This is a genomic window from Variovorax sp. CF079 (assembly GCF_900101545.1).
Classification (GTDB): Bacteria; Pseudomonadota; Gammaproteobacteria; order Burkholderiales; family Burkholderiaceae_C; genus Variovorax.
In genome coordinates, this window is record NZ_FMZU01000004.1 from 309,232 (window position 1) to 324,502 (window position 15,271).

The following is a 15,271-nucleotide window of genomic DNA, read 5'->3' on the forward strand; positions in this document are numbered from 1 at the left end:
CGGCAAGACATCACGGCGCGGCCATCAGCTCGACCAGGTCGCGTTCGTAGGCCTTGAGCCGCCGTACCGCCTGCTCGCGCTGGGACGCGCTGGTGCGCTCGTGCAGCGCCGCCATGTTGCGGCAGCCCTCCTGCAGCAGCGCCCGTTGCCGGTCGCGAGCCGGCCCGGGCGGTGGGTCGGCGATGCGCTGCACGTAGGCATGGATGGCCGCGCGCGCTTCGGCCGGCGGCGTCTTCTCGGCCTGGAAGCGGCGCAACAGGGCGAGCGTCTCCTGCTGGCGCTTCCTGCGCTGGCTGTCGATCAAGCGCGGATCGAACGCCGACTGCGCCACCTGCTGCCTCAGCAGCTCGCGCTGGGACGGATCGAGCCGGCCATAGAAGTCCTCGTTGCGATCCAGCAGCAGCTCGTAGCGCTTCTCCTGCCAGCGGGCGGGGCTGCGTTCGAGCCAGTCCTTGCCGTAGTCGGCATTGATCTTGGCGTACTTGCGCTCGAGCTGCTGCAACTGCGCTTCGCCCAGGCGCAGGGCGAGATCGGCGCCGGCGGGCTCAGCATGCTCCGCCACCGCCACCATGCGCGCTCGGACCTCATCGCCCATCTCGCAGGCCTGCGCCGGCGTGAAATCGCCGGACGCGAGGGCCTGGGCCTTCTGCAGCAGCGCGACGATCTTCGGCAACTCGTTCTGGCGATGCCAGGCCAGGAGCTGCGTGAGCTCGTCGCGCACGCGCGGCGTCTGCGCGCCGTCGAAGTCGAGGTAGCCGTCGAGCCACCAGTAGCTGAATGCGGGCAGGTTGTTGTAGGCCAGCTTGATCGCGCTGCAGGCGGCCAGCGCGGAGGCGACGAGCAGCACGCCGATAATTCGCGCCAGCTTTGCGCAACGCATCCGCATTCGGGAAAGAGGCATGAACAAGACTCCGCAGGACAACCAGGAACCGATCGACGTCGTCATCATGGCGGCCGGAAAGGGCACGCGCATGAAGAGCAGCTTGCCCAAAGTGTTGCATCGATTGGGCGGGCGCGCACTCGTCTCGCACGTGGTCGACACCGCCCAGCGCATCGGCGCGCGCCACGTGGTGGTCGTGACGGGGCATGGCGCGACCGATGTCGAAGCCGCGCTAGAAAGCGGCGCGAGCGGCAGGGTGCCCCTGTTCGCGCGCCAGGTGCCGCAGCTCGGCACCGGCCACGCGATGCAGCAGGCCGCACCGCTCCTGCCCGACGACGGCACGGTGGTGGTGCTGTCGGGCGACGTGCCGCTGATCGGCGAGGCCACCCTGCGCGCGCTGGTGGCGCAAAGCGGCGGGCGCCGGCTCGCGCTGCTCACGATCCGGGTCGACGATCCGACCGGCTACGGCCGCATCGTGCGGGCCCCTGCGGCCCAGGACGGCGACGGCGACGGCGAAGTCCTGGCGATCGTCGAAGAGAAGGACGCGAACGAGGCGCAGCGCGCGATCCGCGAGATCTACAGCGGCGTGATGGCGGTGCCGGCCCAGCTGCTGAAGACCTGGCTCGCACGCCTGGACAACAAGAACGCGCAGGGGGAGTACTACCTGACCGACGTGGTCGGCTTCGCCACCATCGATGGCGTGCCCGTCGTCGCGCACCGTACCGACGACGCGTTGCAGGTGGCCGGTGTCAACAGCCCGGCGCAGCTTGCCGCGCTCGAGCGCGCCTACCAGCTTCGCCAGGCCGATGCGTTGATGGCGCAGGGCGTGCGGCTCGCCGACCCGGCGCGCTTCGACCTGCGCGGCACCCTGGCTTGCGAATCGGATGTGGAGATCGACGTCAACTGCGTCTTCGAAGGCGCGGTGTCGCTGGGGGCGGGCGTGCGCGTGGGTGCCAACTGCGTGATCGCCAACGCGCGCATCGAGACCGGCGCGGTGATCCATCCCTTCACCCACATCGACGGCGAGAAGGCCGGCGTGACGGTCGGCGAGGGTTCGCGCATTGGCCCCTTCGCGCGGCTGCGGCCCGGTGCCCGCCTGGGCGCCGAAGTGCACATCGGCAACTTCGTCGAAGTGAAGAACTCGACCCTGGCTGCCGGTGCCAAGGCCAACCACCTGGCCTACCTGGGCGACGCCACGGTCGGCGCGCGCGTCAACTACGGTGCCGGCAGCATCACGGCCAACTACGACGGCGCCAACAAGCACCGCACGGTGATCGGCGACGACGTGCACGTGGGGAGCAACTGCGTGCTGGTGGCGCCGGTCACGATCGGCGCCGGCGGCACGGTGGGCGGCGGCTCGACCGTGACCAAGAGCACCGAGCCGGGCGCCTTGACGGTGGCGCGCGCGCGGCAGGTCAGCTTCGCGAACTGGCCGCGCCCGACGAAGGCGCCAAAGGACTGATCGGCAGGGGCACGCGCGAAGTGAATTTCGCCCGCTTCAAGCTGAAGAAGGCCTTCACGTTGCGCACATTGGCATCGATGGTGAAGAGGCGCTGCGCGAGCGCCTGGTAGCCGGGCATGTCGCGCACGGTGGCAATCAACACGAAATCCGGCCCCGGCGAAACCCGGTAGCACTGCTGCACGGCATCGTCCGGCGTCACGCGCGCTTCGAACGCGTCGAGGGCAGCGGCGTCCTGGCGATCCAGCGAGACCTCGATCACGGCGGTGAGCAGTGCGCCGACGCGCTCTGTGCTGAGGATCGCGACCTCGCGCTCGATCCAGCCAGCCTCGCGCAGCCGCCGCACGCGCCGGAGGCAGGTGGGGGCGGAGATGTTGAAGCGCTCGGCCAGCGACTGGTTGCTTTGGGAGGCATCCTGCTGCAGGGCGTCCAGAAGCTGCAGGTCGATTTGATCTATGTCGATTGATTTCACATTGGAGATAATAATGAAATAATAGTTTGTCCTTGAGTGGTCATGAAATATTTAGTCAAATTCAATTGAATATTGATCTCAAGTTACGCGACAAGACGCCTACGATCCCACCCGACTTCAATTCCGTAGGAGCTTCTCCATGTGTGGCATCGTCGGCGCCGTTTCCGCTCGCAACATCGTTCCCCTCCTCGTGCAAGGCTTGCAGCGCCTTGAATACCGCGGCTACGACTCCTGCGGCGTGGCCGTGCATGCGAAGGGCCTGCAGCGCGCCCGCACCACGGCGCGCGTGGCCGACCTGCTGGCCCAGGTGCGCGACGACCATATCGAGGGCACGACCGGCATCGCCCACACGCGCTGGGCCACGCACGGTGCGCCGGCGGTGCATAACGCGCATCCGCATTTCAGCCATGGGCCCGGCACCGACGCGGAATCCGCGCGGCCCGGCCGCGTGGCGCTGGTGCACAACGGCATCATCGAGAACCACGAGGCGCTGCGCGCGGCCCTGCAGGCCAAGGGCTATGTGTTCGCAAGCCAGACCGACACCGAGGTCATCGCGCACCTGATCGACAGCCACTACGACGGCGATCTGTTCGAGGCCGTCAAGACCAGCGTGCGGCAACTGCAGGGCGCCTATGCGATCGCGGCGATCTGCCGCGACGAGCCGCATCGCGTGGTCGGCGCGCGCGCCGGTTCGCCGCTGATCCTCGGCGCCGGCAAGGAAGACGGCGAGAACTTCCTCGCCAGCGACGCGATGGCGCTGGCCGGCGTAACCGACCAGATCGTCTATCTCGAGGAGGGCGATGTGGTCGACATCCAGCCGGGCAAGTACTGGATCGTCGACCGTGCCCACAAGCCGGTCACGCGGCCGGTGCGCACCGTGCTCGCGCACAGCGGCGCCGCGGAACTGGGCCCGTACCGCCACTACATGCAGAAGGAAATCTTCGAGCAGCCGCGCGCAATTTCGGACACGCTCGAAGGCATCGAGGGCATCGTGCCCGAACTCTTCGACGGCGCCGGCAGCGATGGCGCGCCGGGCGCCGCTGCCTGGCGCGTATTCCAGGACATCGACAAGCTGTTGATCCTGGCTTGCGGCACCAGCTACTACAGCGGTTGCGTCGCCAAGTACTGGCTCGAAAGCATCGCGAAGATCCCGACCCAGGTCGAAATCGCGAGCGAGTACCGCTACCGCGATTCCGTACCGGACCCGAAGACGCTGGTCGTCACCATCAGCCAGTCGGGCGAAACCGCCGACACGCTGGCGGCACTGAAGCACGCGCGCTCACTGGGCATGGAGCAGACCCTGACCATCTGCAACGTCGCGACCAGCGCGATGGTGCGCGAATGCAAGCTGGCCTACATCACCCGCGCCGGCGTCGAGATCGGCGTGGCTTCGACCAAGGCCTTCACGACGCAACTGGCGGGGCTCTTCCTGCTCACGCTCGCACTGGCGCAAGCCAAGGGTCGTTTGAGCGAAGCGGAGGAAGCGCGCTACCTGAAGGAGATGCGGCACATGCCGGTGGCGCTGCAGTCGGTGCTGGCGCTGGAGCCGCAGATCATCAGCTGGGCCGAAGACTTTGCGCGCAAGGAAAACGCGCTCTTCCTCGGCCGCGGGCTGCACTATCCGATCGCGCTCGAAGGCGCGCTCAAGCTCAAGGAAGTGACCTACATACACGCCGAGGCCTATGCCGCCGGCGAGCTCAAGCACGGCCCGCTCGCGCTGGTCACCAGCGAGATGCCGGTGGTGGCCGTGGCGCCCAACGATGCGCTGCTGGAAAAACTCAAGAGCAACCTGCAGGAAGTGCGCGCGCGCGGCGGCGTGCTCTACGTGCTGGCCGACGGCGACACGCACATCGAGAGTGGCGAAGACTTGCACGTGATCCGCATGCCCGAGCACTACGGTGCGCTGTCACCGATGCTGCACGTGGTGCCGCTGCAGCTGCTGGCCTATCACACGGCCTGCGCGCGCGGGACCGATGTCGACAAGCCGCGGAACCTGGCGAAGAGTGTGACGGTGGAGTAGGGGCGGACGTGGCGCCCGGTTGTAGTTAGTAGTAGTCGCCGCGGTTCCTCGATGCCGGCGACCGTCTCCATGGAAACAGCGTTATGGGCGCGCGCTCTGTCCTAGGGCAAGCTCAGGACGCGCGTGCATGCGCCGGCGGCTTTCGTGCGGGCTTCGCCTTCGCTGGCTTTGGCGGTGCCCTTGCCGGGGCAGTCTTGGCAAGGACCTTGGCATCGTCCAGGGTCGGCACTACAATACAGAAATCTGTACTCGCGTCCTGCGACTCGCCAGCCCATGAAGACCACGCTCAACCTCAACGACACATTGCTGACTGAAGCCAAGGCGCTGGCGGTGCAGCAGCGTACGAGTCTGACGCGCCTGATTGAAGAAGGGCTCCAACTGCGCCTGCGCTCATGCCCGCCTCAAAAGAAACCCGTGCGCCTTCCCGTCTACCGAGGAAAGGGCGGCCTGGCCTCAGGGCTCGACGGATTGAGCAACAAGGCAATGTTGGACGCCGCCGACAGTGACGCCTGACGTTAACGTGCTGGTCGCTGCATCGCGTAGCGATCATCCGCACCATGCAGTGGCCCGCAGCTGGTTGGAAGAAGCCGTCGCCAGCGCAACTCAAGGAAAGCCACTGAAGCTGCAGCCGATGGTGATCGCGAGCTTTCTGCGGCTTGTGACGCATCCGAGGATATTCGTGAACCCGACGCCGACGACCGAAGCCTTGCGCTTCGTGGACGTGCTGTTGGCCGCACCGGGTGTCGAGCAATCCGCACTCGGCGCCGAGTGGACTGCGCTCCGCAAGCTGTGCGCTGACAAGGCACTCGGTGCGAACGACATACCGGATGCTTGGCTGGCTGCTGCGGTCATCCATCAAGGCGAGCATTTGGTCACGTTCGACGGCGACTTCAAGCGGCTGCTATCGAGAGCGCAGTTCACACGACTCGCGGCGTAGCGTGGCCGCCAAGCCAATCTTGCTATGTCGGAGGAGCGAGGATGCTTCTATGTGCAGGCTCGAAAATATCCACAACCTGCTGTTGCTTAGGAAGGCGCTGACCAACGGAACGACCGCCAAGTCGGACATGCTCGGCGGGATCGAGATTCGCAGCCGGCCCGAGATTTCGGCTTGGCGCTGCGTCACCAGGGAATCGGCCGCCTCGAACTCGGTCAGGCCGCGGCGGCAGGACTCGAAGTAGCTCTGGCCGATCTCGGTCATGCGCAGTTGCCGGGTCGAGCGCTCGAGCAAACGAACGCCCAGCGCCTTTTCCAACTCGGCAATCTTGCGACTGACCGTGGACACCGGCACGCCCTCACGTGCAGCCGCTTTGGAGAAGCTCCCCGCTTCGACCACCCGCACGTGGAGGGCCATCGCGTTCTTGTCAGTGTTCATCGGCCTTCTTGCAGTTTCGTACGACCAGCGTACCGGTTTGAGTCGGTCGTCGTCGCTACCATGCCGAGACGCGACGGCGAACTCAACTACGCCAACGCTCGTGAATTCAGTGGCAGGTGTCGCGCCGGCGGCGCATCGGGACGGAGTTTGTCTACCGATACTGGTCGCTCGGAGAGTCTAGACATACCGGGCCCAGCTTTGCCCCCTGAGTACGCGCTCAAGGTCGCGCGTCGCTACCGTCAGGCTCTGCATGAGGGTAGTCTGCCGCGCCTTCGTCATACGGGCATTGACGCCTGCCACGCTGATGGCGCCCAGCACGTGGCCAAGACTGTCTCTGAAACTTCGGCCAACCGCCGTGACCCCTGGGGTAATGCGGTTGCGAATCAGGGAGCACCCAGTCTCGCGCGCCGTCTGCAGCGATTCGCGCAGGATGTGCTCGGGGAAGTCCCACTCCTTGGCGATGCGTTCTTGCACCTGCGCCAAGGTGGCCTGCTGCTCGTCATCGTCCAATGCTGCAAGGATGGCCAGTCCGCCGGCCCCTAAGCCGAGCGGACGGCGGCTGCCCACATGCAGCGTGACAACTCTGACCGGCGTAGGCCCTTCGACCAGGTCGATGCAAACGGCCTCGATGCCACTGCGCTGGATCAGATAGACCGTCTCTGCGGTTTCACTCGCCAACTGCTCGATCAAAGGACGGCATAGGCTCCGAATGTCGAACTGGTGGGTAGCCGCAAGCCCCAGTTCATAGGCCAATGGACCCAGCGCGTACCGCTTCGAGTCCTCCATCTTCATTGCCAAACGCTCGGCGATCAGTTGGGCGAGCAGCCGGTGAGCTGTGCTGTTGGAGAGTCCGGTGTCGCGTGCCAATGCGGTCAGCGCCGCACCCCGCCGGCCCGCTGTAGCCAGCACACGCAGCAGTGCGACAGAGCGCTGTAGCAATCCCGCTCCTGCCGCTTCGGCCGCGCCGGCCCTCACATCATCCATTTCCATTGAATGGAAATTTTAGGCGGAAGCGTCGATCAAAGTCCAAGAATTGACGTCAATGCAAACCGCCTTGTTGGCGGCCCTAGGAAAGACATGGAGCGTCAAACATGAAACTCGCCACCCTGAAGCGCGGAGGCCGCGACGGCACCCTGATCGTCGTCAACAAGGCCCTGACCCGAGCCGCGTCGGCGCGGGAGATTGCCCCAACGCTTCAGTACGCCCTTGAGCGTTGGGCGACCGTTGCGCCTCAGCTGCAGGAGTTGCATGAGCGCCTTGAGCAGGGGGAGCTCACCGATGTGTTCGATCTGAACATCGACGCGCTGGCCAGCCCACTTCCTCGGAGCTATCAGTTCCTGGACGGATCCGTGTACCTCCATCACATGGAGAAGGCGCGCAAAGCGCGCGGCGCTGACATGCCGCCGAACTACAAGACCGACCCGCTGATGTATCAGGGCCTGTCGGACCGCTTCGACGGCCCGCGCGACCCGATGCGCCTACCCGATGAAAGCCTGGGCATTGACTACGAGGCCGAGGTCGCGGTGGTGGTTGATGACGTGCCCATGGGGACGACCGCCGACGAAGCCGCGTCCCACATCAAGCTGGTGATGCTGCTCAACGACTTCACCCTTCGCACCCTGACACGAAGCGAGTTGCCGAAGCAGTTCGGCTTCGTGCAAGCCAAGCCCACGAGCTCGTTCTCGCCTGTTGCCGTGACGCCGGAGGAGCTGGGCGACGCTTGGGATGGGCGAAAGCTCGGCCTCCCAATCCTGTCCTTCATCAACGGACGCGCGATGGGGCGTGCCAACACCGGGCGAGACATGTTCTTCGACTATCCGCAGCTGATCGCCCATGCGGCGCGCACGCGCTCGCTGAGCGCCGGCACCATCATCGGGGCCGGTGCCGTATCAAACCTCGATCCAGAAGCCGGGTACGCATGCATCGCTGAAGCGCGCGCTGACGAGGAGCTCAAGCACGGGCAGGCCAGCACACCCTGGTTCAGGTTTGGCGACACGGTGCGCATCGAGATGTTGGATGGCGCGGGCCAAACGATCTTCGGCGCCATCGAACAGCGCATCCAGAAGGCCTGACGCGCGCCGCGCCGCGCTGCTTGCAGACCCACAGTTCAAAGCCTACGTACAGAAGATGCTGCAGCCACTGCTCGTGCGCCAAGAGTCGCGACTTCTCATTCCCGCCTCCTTCTTCACCCCACATGGCAGGACTGAGCCACTGAAGCTCTTCCAGCCTCCGTCATCAGGAGTTCAAACATGCTTTGCAAGAAACTGCACCACGCCGCCTACCGTTGCAAGGACGCGGGCGAGACCACCAAGTTCTACACCGAGATGCTGGGTCTGAAGTTCGCCCATGCCATGGGTGAGGACCATGTGCCGTCCACGGGGAAATACAGCCCCCACGTGCACATCTTCTTCGAGCTCGAGGATGGCAGTTCCATCGCTTTCTTTGAGTGCCCTAAGGACCCGGGTGAGATCAAGGACATGGCTTCCCCAGACTGGATTCAGCACTTCGCCTTCGAGGTAGAGAGTGTGGAGGTCCTGATGCGTGCAAAGGGGGATTTGCAGGCGAAGGGATTGAAGGTCGTGGGGCCGACAAATCATGATGACTTCATCACCTCGATCTACTTCTTCGATCCCTCAGGGCACCGACTAGAGCTGACCGCACGCACGTGCCACGACCCAGCTCGGATGCGGAGCTTCGCCGACGAGGCACGGGAGGTTCTTGCGCTTTGGTCCGAGACCCATGACTGGTCGCAACGCGTCAAACTGTTCGGCAGCAGTTCCGGCTACCAACGCTCTTGAGCGACCAGCCCCTCACACCGAGGTGTGACGTGACATCCCTTCCGAGGTGTGACGCGACATCCTTTCCAACTACAAGCACGAGACAAACCATGATTCGACGCCAACTATTCGCAGCCATTCTTGCCGCCCCGCTCGTCGCTCAAGCTACGGGCTACCCCGACCGACCCATCACGCTTGTCCACGGGTTCAACGCCGGCGGCAACGCGGACGTGGTCGCACGCATCATCGCGCTGCCGCTGTCCAAGGAGTTGGGGCAGTCAGTCCTCGTCGACCCCAAGGCCGGTGCGGGCGGCAACCTGGCATCGGGACAGGTCGCCAAGGCCCCCGCCGATGGCTACACGCTCATCCTGCAGACGGGCGGACATGCAGTGTCGGCCGCGATGATGAAGAAGCAGCCTTTTGACCCGTTGGAGAGCTTCGACTGGGTCTCCGTGGTCACCAAGTTCCCATTCGTGCTGGCGGTCAATGCGGAGAGCAGGTTCAAGAACATAAAGGATGTACTTGTTGCTGCGAAGGCCGCGCCTGGCACCATCTCGTTCAGCTCCGTGGGCATCGGCTCGACTCAGCACCTATCAGGTGAACTGTTCCAGGCCGCCGCAGGCATCGAGCTCATCCACATCCCCTACAAAGGAGGGGCGGCCCCGCTCCAGGATGTATTGGGTGGGCGTGTTGACCTGATGTTCGACTCCGTGACGGTGACCCGGACCCATATCGAGTCGGGCAAGCTCCGTGGCCTCGGCGTGACATCGACTAACCGCGCTCCGCAGCTGCCGAGTGTGCCTCCGATGAAAGACTCGGTGCCAGGTTTCGAAGTGACATCCTGGACCGGTGTTGCCGCACCGAGGGGCCTTCCGCCTGCAGTGGCGCAGCGCCTGCACGAGGCCTTGGTCAAGGTGCTGGCTCAGCCAGATGTCGTCAAGCAGCTCGAGGCGACTGGCGGTGTCGCCAGCCCTTCGTCGAGCGGTGCTGAGATGAAGACTTTTGTTCAGGCGCAAGTCAGTAGGTGGTCCAAGGTGGTGAAGGACGCGAACATTCCCATGCAATAGCCAGCATGAACAACAGCTTCATTGACGTCGTTGGTCTGTGTGGCAGCCTGCGCGCCGCCTCCATCAATCGCATGGCTGTCGGCCTGGCTGGCCAGGTAATGCCTGCGGGGATGGAGGCATGTTCAAGAACATGCTCGACTGGCTGTCGCGCGTTGATGCCCAGCCCTTCGCCTACAAGCCCGTGGCGATGATGTCGGCATCTACCGGAGCCCGGCGCACTGCGCGCCTTGATAAGATTTGGGAGTTGTTGGGCCTTGAAAGCCCCGTGAGCGAGGCTAAGCCTTATGCGCTGCGCAAGCTGCGGGTTCGAGAATCCGGCAGGCGCCAAGTTCTGCGAGGAATGCGGCGCCAAGCTGGTACGCGTCTGCCCGGCCTGCGGGCACGAGGCAAGCGCGAGCGCCAGTTTCTGCAGCGAATGCGGCGCCCCATTGAGCGGGCCGCCCGCGGGCGCGGCGCTTGCGGCCGGCGCCCCCATCGACTACACGCCCCCCTATCTGGCCGAGCGCATCCGCGCGGCGCAGGTGGATATGGAAGCCCGCGGCGCGGCGGACGGCGAGCGCAAGACGATCACCGCGTTGTTCGCCGACATGGCCGGTTCGACCGCGCTGATCCACGACCTCGATCCCGAAGACGCCCGCCGCCTGATCGACCCGGTGCTGGCGTTGATGATGGAGGCCGTGCATCACTACGAAGGCTATGTGGCCAGGTCGATGGGCGATGGCATCCTGGCGCTGTTCGGCGCGCCGATCGCGCACGAAGACCATTCGCAGCGCGCCCTCTATGCTGCACTGCGCATGCAAGACGAGATGCGCCGCTACGCCGACCGTGTGCGTCTGGCACAGGGGATCGCGCTGCAGCTGCGCGTCGGCGTGAACTCCGGCGAAGTCGTGGTGCGCGCGATCCGCACCGAGGACTTGCACACCGACTACGACCCGGTGGGGAACTCTATCCACATCGCCTCGCGCATGGAAGGCATTGCGGTGCCCGGTTCGATCGTCGCAAGCGAACGCACGCGCAAGCTGAGCGAGGGCTATTTCGCATTCAAGGCGCTCGGCGCGACGCCGATCAAGGGGCTGCCCGAGCCGCTCGCCGTCTTCGAAGTGCTCGGCCTCGGCCCGCTGCGCACCCGGTTGCAGGTGGCTGCCAGCCGCGGGGTTGCGCGCTTTGTCGGCCGTGCCCGCGAGCTCGAGCAACTGCGAGAAGCGCGGGCGCAGGCGCAGGCCGGGCATGGGCGGATCGTCGGCGTGGTCGGCGAGCCGGGGGTTGGCAAGTCGCGGCTGTGCCACGAGTTCAAGCTAGGCGCGCCGCGCGATGGCCTGGTGCTGGAGACCTTCTCGGTCTCGCACGGCAAGGCCTATCCCTATCTGCCGCTGATCGAGCTGCTGGAGAACTACTGCCAGATCACTGCGCAGGACGATGAGCGCCGGCGGCGCGAGAAGCTCACCGGCAAGGTGCTGACCCTCGACCGCGCGCTGGAAGACAGCCTGCCCTATCTGTTCCACCTGCTGGGGGCGACCGAGCCGAGCTCGGCGCTGGCGCAGACGAACCCTCAGATCCGCCGGCAGCGCACTTTCGAGGCGATCCAGCGACTCCTGGTGCGCGAGAGCCAGGCGCAGCCGCTGGAGCTGATCGTAGAGGATCTGCAATGGCTCGACAGCGAGACCGACGCCTTCCTCGGCGTTCTCGCCGAGAGCGTGGCCGACGCCCGCATCCTTCTGCTGGTCAATTACAGGCCCGAGTACCAGCACGACTGGAGTCGCAAGGGCTACTACACCCAGTTGCGGCTGGATCCCCTGGGCGAAGCCGAAGCCCGGGAACTGCTTCGGGGCCTGCTGGGCGACGCCGCCGGGCTCGGCCCGCTCGAGGAGCTGATCCTGGAGCAGACCGAAGGCAACCCATTCTTCATGGAGGAAGTGGTGCAGACGCTGGTCGAGGAGCAGGTACTGCGCGGCGAGCGCGGGCACTACCGCCTCGAGCAGGTTCCGACCACGCTGCATATCCCGACCACCGTGCAAGGCGTGCTCGCCGCCCGCATCGACCGCTTGGAGCCGGCCGAGAAGGCGCTGCTGCAGACCCTGGCGGTGATCGGGAAGTCATTTGCATGGAGCCTGCTCGCGCGCGTCGTCGATCAGCCCGAAGACATGCTGAAGAGCCTGCTGGCGCGGCTGCAGGCCGGGGAGTTCATTTACCAGCAGCCGGCATTTCCGGAGGTGGAGTACAGCTTCGTGCATGGGCTGACCCAGGAGGTGAGCTACGGCTCGCTGCTGATCGAGCGGCGCCGCGCACTGCATGAGCGCACGGCGCAGGCGATCGAGGCCCTGTTCGCCTCCCATCTCGAGGAGCACTGCAGCGAGCTGGCGCATCATTTCAGCCGCAGCGGCAACGCGCCGAAGGCGGTGGAATACCTGCACTGCGCCGGGCGCCAGGCGCTGCAGCGCTCCGCCGATGCAGAGGCAATCGCGCACCTCACCACGGCCCTGGCCCTGCTCGCAGCCCTGCCCGAGGCGCCCGAGCGCGCACGGCAGGAACTCGCGCTCCAGATCACCCTCGGTCCGGCCTGGATGGCCGCCAAGGGGCTCGCTGCACCGGAAGTGGAGGCGACCTATACCCGGGCGCTGATGCTGTGCCGACAGCTCGGGGAGACGGTCCATCTCTTCCCTGCGCTGATGGGGCTGCGGACCTTCTACATGGTCCGGGGGGAACTGCCGACCGCGCGCGAGCTGGCGGAGCAGCTCGTCACGCTGGCCCAGAAGGCGCAAGACCCGGCCTTGCTCGTGCACGCCCATCGGGCGTTGGGAACGGCCCTGTTCGGTCTCGGCGAGCTCGACCCTGCTCGCGCGCATCTGGAACAGGCCTTGGCCCTTCACGACCCTGCGCGGCACCCGTCGCCGGCCTACTTCTTCGTCTTCGAGCCCGGCGTGCTGGGGCTTGCCTTCGTCGCCATGGACCTGTGGCTTCTGGGCTATCCGGACCAAGCCCTCGCACGCAGCCAGGCGATGCTCGCCCGGGCTCAGACCCTGTCCCATCCTCCGGACTCCGCCAGCGCCTTGACCTTCGCCGCCGAGCTCCATTTGTTCCGCCGCGAGGCGCAGCCCGCCCGCGAGCTGACGGAGGCCGTCCTTGCGCTCGCGACCGAGCACGGCTTCCCGTTCTGGCTGGGTTGGGGAACCATCCTCTCGGGCTGGGCGCTGGTCGAGCAGGGACGTGCAGCAGAAGGGATGGAAAGGATGCAACAGGGCTTGAGCGCCTACCAGGCCACGGGCGCGGGGCTATGGCGCACGCGCTTCCTGGCCTTGCTGGCCGAAGCCTACGCAAGAGCGGGGCAGGCCGAGGCAGGGCTGAAGACACTGGCCGAGGCCTTGGCCTTGGTGGAGCTCACGCAGGAGCGTGTTTACGAGGCGGAGCTTTATCGACTCAAGGGCGAGCTGATGTTGCTGCAGCCGGGCCGCGAGGGCGAGGAGGCCGGCGGCGAGGTCGAGGCCTGCTTCCTGCAGGCGATCACCATCGCTCGCCGGCAGGGCGCCCGATCGCTGGAGCTGCGCGCGGTGATGGCCTTGAGCCGGCTGTGGCGGCAGCAGGGCAAGTCGGCGGAGGCCCGCCAGATGTTGGCCGAGAGCTATGGCTGGTTCACCGAGGGCTTCGACACCGCGGACCTGCAGGAGGCCAGGTCGCTGCTTGCCGAGCTCCACTGAAGCGTGCGTCATGTCAGCGCCATGTTCAGAGCATGACCTTTCTCTTCGAGGGAGGTTGCGGAAGTCAAAATTGATCGCCGAGTCTCAACAATGGCCGATGCCGCTAACCGGCGCGCGCCGCCTTTGCGCGCGTCCGAGTTGAGCGGCGCAAGGTCTGCGTACCTGGTATGTGTCTCTTGCCCCATCGCACCAGCGCGAGCAGAACGTCACCCATGGCAGCTCCTTTCTTGCTGAGCGCATAGGCGTAACGAATCGGACGCTCCTGGTACGCGGCGCTCACGACAATCCCAGCCTCTTCGAGGCGCTTCAGGCGATCGGCGAGTGTGTTGGTCGGGATTCCTTCGGGCGAGTCCAGCAGTTCCCCAAAGGTGCGTTTCCCGTGGAGCATGTCCCGAATGACGAGCAACGACCATTTGTCACCCACCAGGTCGAGCGTATTTGCAATAGGGCAGGCGGATCTTCGAAAACCTTCAGGCTTGTTCATCTTTGCTTCCATCAGTCGCGGGTGTCGACCGCGCGAGAAACTTGCAAAATGCAAGTAAGTATGCTACGGTTATAAGTGACTTGCAAAGTGCAAGCGACTGTGCAAAGGAGACGCCATGTCGAACCCTGTCCTGTCGCAATCCGCTCAGCCGAGGTCGCCAGCCCTTCGGGGCACAAAGCTAGTCGCCGCAGTCGTGCTTGCCGTCTGGTTCACGCTCGTCATTCTGCTGGGCGCGAGTGGAGCGTTCGTCACACCGCCCGGGACGCCGCCGCTGCCGATCCTGATCGGGGTCACGGCGCCCATCATCGTGTTTCTCGCCGCTTTCTGGATGTCGCGCCTATTCCGCGAACTTGTTCTGACGGCTGACCTCCGCCTCATGATGGCGATACAGGCATGGAGATTTGCGGGGCTGGGCTTTTTGGCGCTGTACGCCCACGGCGTCTTGCCTGGCAGCTTCGCCTGGCCCGCAGGACTTGGCGACATCGCGATCGGAGTGACCGCGCCTTGGCTACTGGTTGCCCTGATACACCGGCCAAGCTTCGCTGCCAGCAAGACCTTCGTGGTGTGGAATGCGCTCGGGGTGTTGGACCTCGTTGTGGCCCTCGGAACCGGGGCACTCAGTTCGGCCCTCGCCGTCGGCGTCGCCGGGGAGATCACGACCGGCCCGATGGCACTGTTGCCGCTCGTGCTCATCCCCGCTTACTTTGTGCCCATTTTCATCATGCTCCATATGGCAGCGCTCTTTCAGGCGCGACATCTTGCGGGATACCTGAGAGAGCAAGCCTGATCAAGTGCGCCGGACCACTCGGACCTGTGCATGGTGTCGGCAGAAACGTAGCCCCGTTGCAATCCGGGCTCAGTGTTTTCCTGAGCGGGGGTGATGAGAAAGCTCGCTACAGTGAACAGCGCCGGTTCAGGTTCGTCCACTTCAAGGAACGCGCATGAGCAAGAATGTCGCATACGTCACCGGGGGCATGGGAGGCATCGGAACCGCCATTTGCCAGCGCCTGCACAAGGATGGTTTCACGGTCATCGCCGGCTGCGGTCC

The 15,271-nt window shown here is 65.3% G+C and carries 15 protein-coding genes and 1 pseudogene; 11 read left to right on the top strand and 5 right to left on the bottom strand.

All coding sequences use genetic code 11. From position 1 onward, the window contains the following. Positions 1–10 precede the first annotated feature (10 nt). Entirely contained in the window at positions 11–901 is an 891-nt protein-coding gene (locus tag BLS74_RS07390) for a DUF6279 family lipoprotein (RefSeq protein WP_244503785.1), read from the bottom strand. On the opposite strand from BLS74_RS07390, the gene glmU reads away from it, so the two are divergent. After that, on the top strand, positions 900–2,342 hold the full coding sequence (glmU, locus tag BLS74_RS07395) for a bifunctional UDP-N-acetylglucosamine diphosphorylase/glucosamine-1-phosphate N-acetyltransferase GlmU (RefSeq protein ID WP_093104134.1): 1,443 nt from the start codon (positions 900–902) through the stop codon (positions 2,340–2,342). The genes BLS74_RS07390 and glmU overlap by 2 nt on opposite strands. Here the strand turns inward: glmU and BLS74_RS07400 are convergent. Continuing rightward, positions 2,296–2,811: an Lrp/AsnC family transcriptional regulator gene (locus tag BLS74_RS07400; protein WP_093104136.1), complete on the bottom strand. Its 516-nt coding sequence runs from the start codon at positions 2,809–2,811 to the stop codon at positions 2,296–2,298. The two genes, glmU and BLS74_RS07400, sit on opposite strands and share 47 nt — an antisense overlap. Positions 2,812–2,950: 139 nt before the next feature. On the opposite strand from BLS74_RS07400, the gene glmS reads away from it, so the two are divergent. The 3 genes from glmS to BLS74_RS07415 all read left to right on the top strand — a co-directional run bounded on the left by glmS (position 2,951) and on the right by BLS74_RS07415 (position 5,768). Beyond that, positions 2,951–4,831 (top strand): glutamine--fructose-6-phosphate transaminase (isomerizing), encoded by a 1,881-nt coding sequence (gene glmS / locus BLS74_RS07405; protein WP_093104138.1) that lies wholly within the window; start codon positions 2,951–2,953, stop codon positions 4,829–4,831. A 273-nt stretch (positions 4,832–5,104) separates the two neighbouring features. Then, a complete protein-coding gene (locus BLS74_RS07410) occupies positions 5,105–5,344 on the top strand; it encodes a DUF6364 family protein (RefSeq protein WP_093104139.1) in 240 nt (79 codons plus the stop codon). Then, positions 5,334–5,768 (top strand): TA system VapC family ribonuclease toxin, encoded by a 435-nt coding sequence (locus tag BLS74_RS07415; protein WP_093104141.1) that lies wholly within the window; start codon positions 5,334–5,336, stop codon positions 5,766–5,768. Before BLS74_RS07410 ends, BLS74_RS07415 begins: the two co-directional genes overlap by 11 nt. On the opposite strand, the gene BLS74_RS07420 is transcribed toward BLS74_RS07415, so the two are convergent. Both BLS74_RS07420 and BLS74_RS07425 read right to left on the bottom strand, forming a co-directional pair. Next, on the bottom strand, positions 5,733–6,203 hold the full coding sequence (locus BLS74_RS07420; protein ID WP_093104142.1) for a LysR family transcriptional regulator: 471 nt from the start codon (positions 6,201–6,203) through the stop codon (positions 5,733–5,735). The genes BLS74_RS07415 and BLS74_RS07420 overlap by 36 nt on opposite strands. 177 nt (positions 6,204–6,380) lie before the next feature. Continuing rightward, the gene (locus BLS74_RS07425) at positions 6,381–7,193 is read right to left on the bottom strand and encodes an IclR family transcriptional regulator (protein WP_093104144.1); all 813 of its coding nucleotides are present in this window, start codon (positions 7,191–7,193) and stop codon (positions 6,381–6,383) included. A gap of 101 nt (positions 7,194–7,294) precedes the next feature. Between BLS74_RS07425 and BLS74_RS07430 the strand changes: the two genes are divergently transcribed. From BLS74_RS07430 to BLS74_RS07450, 5 genes and pseudogenes are all read left to right on the top strand, one after another. Then, positions 7,295–8,275, top strand: coding sequence for a fumarylacetoacetate hydrolase family protein (locus BLS74_RS07430; RefSeq protein ID WP_093104146.1), 981 nt, complete (start codon positions 7,295–7,297; stop codon positions 8,273–8,275). A 177-nt stretch (positions 8,276–8,452) separates the two neighbouring features. Beyond that, positions 8,453–9,001: a VOC family protein gene (locus tag BLS74_RS07440; RefSeq protein ID WP_093104147.1), complete on the top strand. Its 549-nt coding sequence runs from the start codon at positions 8,453–8,455 to the stop codon at positions 8,999–9,001. 89 nt (positions 9,002–9,090) lie between these two features. Beyond that, complete coding sequence (locus BLS74_RS07445; protein ID WP_093104149.1) at positions 9,091–10,047, top strand: Bug family tripartite tricarboxylate transporter substrate binding protein; 957 nt, start codon at positions 9,091–9,093, stop codon at positions 10,045–10,047. Positions 10,048–10,177: 130 nt separating this feature from the next. Further along, positions 10,178–10,222: pseudogene (locus BLS74_RS35645) on the top strand (hypothetical protein); the annotation flags it as partial. A gap of 109 nt (positions 10,223–10,331) precedes the next feature. Then, entirely contained in the window at positions 10,332–13,739 is a 3,408-nt protein-coding gene (locus BLS74_RS07450; RefSeq protein ID WP_093104151.1) for an adenylate/guanylate cyclase domain-containing protein, read from the top strand. Between the two features lie 103 nt (positions 13,740–13,842). On the opposite strand, the gene BLS74_RS07455 is transcribed toward BLS74_RS07450, so the two are convergent. Further along, entirely contained in the window at positions 13,843–14,223 is a 381-nt protein-coding gene (locus BLS74_RS07455; RefSeq protein WP_244503786.1) for a winged helix-turn-helix transcriptional regulator, read from the bottom strand. A gap of 115 nt (positions 14,224–14,338) precedes the next feature. Here BLS74_RS07455 and BLS74_RS07460 point away from each other — a divergent pair, with 115 nt between their 5' ends. Together BLS74_RS07460 and BLS74_RS33755 are read left to right on the top strand one after the other, a co-directional pair. Beyond that, positions 14,339–15,010, top strand: a complete 672-nt coding sequence (locus BLS74_RS07460; RefSeq protein ID WP_244503787.1) for a hypothetical protein — start codon at positions 14,339–14,341, stop codon at positions 15,008–15,010. Positions 15,011–15,164: 154 nt separating this feature from the next. Next, positions 15,165–15,271 (top strand): SDR family NAD(P)-dependent oxidoreductase (locus BLS74_RS33755; protein ID WP_139191649.1); only part of this gene is annotated, 107 nt, incomplete at its 3' end.

Excerpts from the sequence above, each read along its gene's own strand:
- BLS74_RS07445 (WP_093104149.1), top strand. The coding sequence starts at position 9,091 with ATGATTCGACGCCAACTATTCGCAGCCATTCTTGCCGCCCCGCTCGTC.
- BLS74_RS07450 (WP_093104151.1), top strand. The coding sequence starts at position 10,332 with ATGCGCTGCGCAAGCTGCGGGTTCGAGAATCCGGCAGGCGCCAAGTTC.
- BLS74_RS07425 (WP_093104144.1), bottom strand. The coding sequence starts at position 7,193 with ATGGAAATGGATGATGTGAGGGCCGGCGCGGCCGAAGCGGCAGGAGCG.
- BLS74_RS07455 (WP_244503786.1), bottom strand. The coding sequence starts at position 14,223 with ATGAACAAGCCTGAAGGTTTTCGAAGATCCGCCTGCCCTATTGCAAAT.
- BLS74_RS07430 (WP_093104146.1), top strand. The coding sequence starts at position 7,295 with ATGAAACTCGCCACCCTGAAGCGCGGAGGCCGCGACGGCACCCTGATC.
- BLS74_RS07460 (WP_244503787.1), top strand. The coding sequence starts at position 14,339 with ATGTCGAACCCTGTCCTGTCGCAATCCGCTCAGCCGAGGTCGCCAGCC.
- BLS74_RS07440 (WP_093104147.1), top strand. The coding sequence starts at position 8,453 with ATGCTTTGCAAGAAACTGCACCACGCCGCCTACCGTTGCAAGGACGCG.
- BLS74_RS07420 (WP_093104142.1), bottom strand. The coding sequence starts at position 6,203 with ATGAACACTGACAAGAACGCGATGGCCCTCCACGTGCGGGTGGTCGAA.
- BLS74_RS07410 (WP_093104139.1), top strand. The coding sequence starts at position 5,105 with ATGAAGACCACGCTCAACCTCAACGACACATTGCTGACTGAAGCCAAG.
- glmU (WP_093104134.1), top strand. The coding sequence starts at position 900 with ATGAACAAGACTCCGCAGGACAACCAGGAACCGATCGACGTCGTCATC.
- BLS74_RS07390 (WP_244503785.1), bottom strand. The coding sequence starts at position 901 with ATGCCTCTTTCCCGAATGCGGATGCGTTGCGCAAAGCTGGCGCGAATT.
- glmS (WP_093104138.1), top strand. The coding sequence starts at position 2,951 with ATGTGTGGCATCGTCGGCGCCGTTTCCGCTCGCAACATCGTTCCCCTC.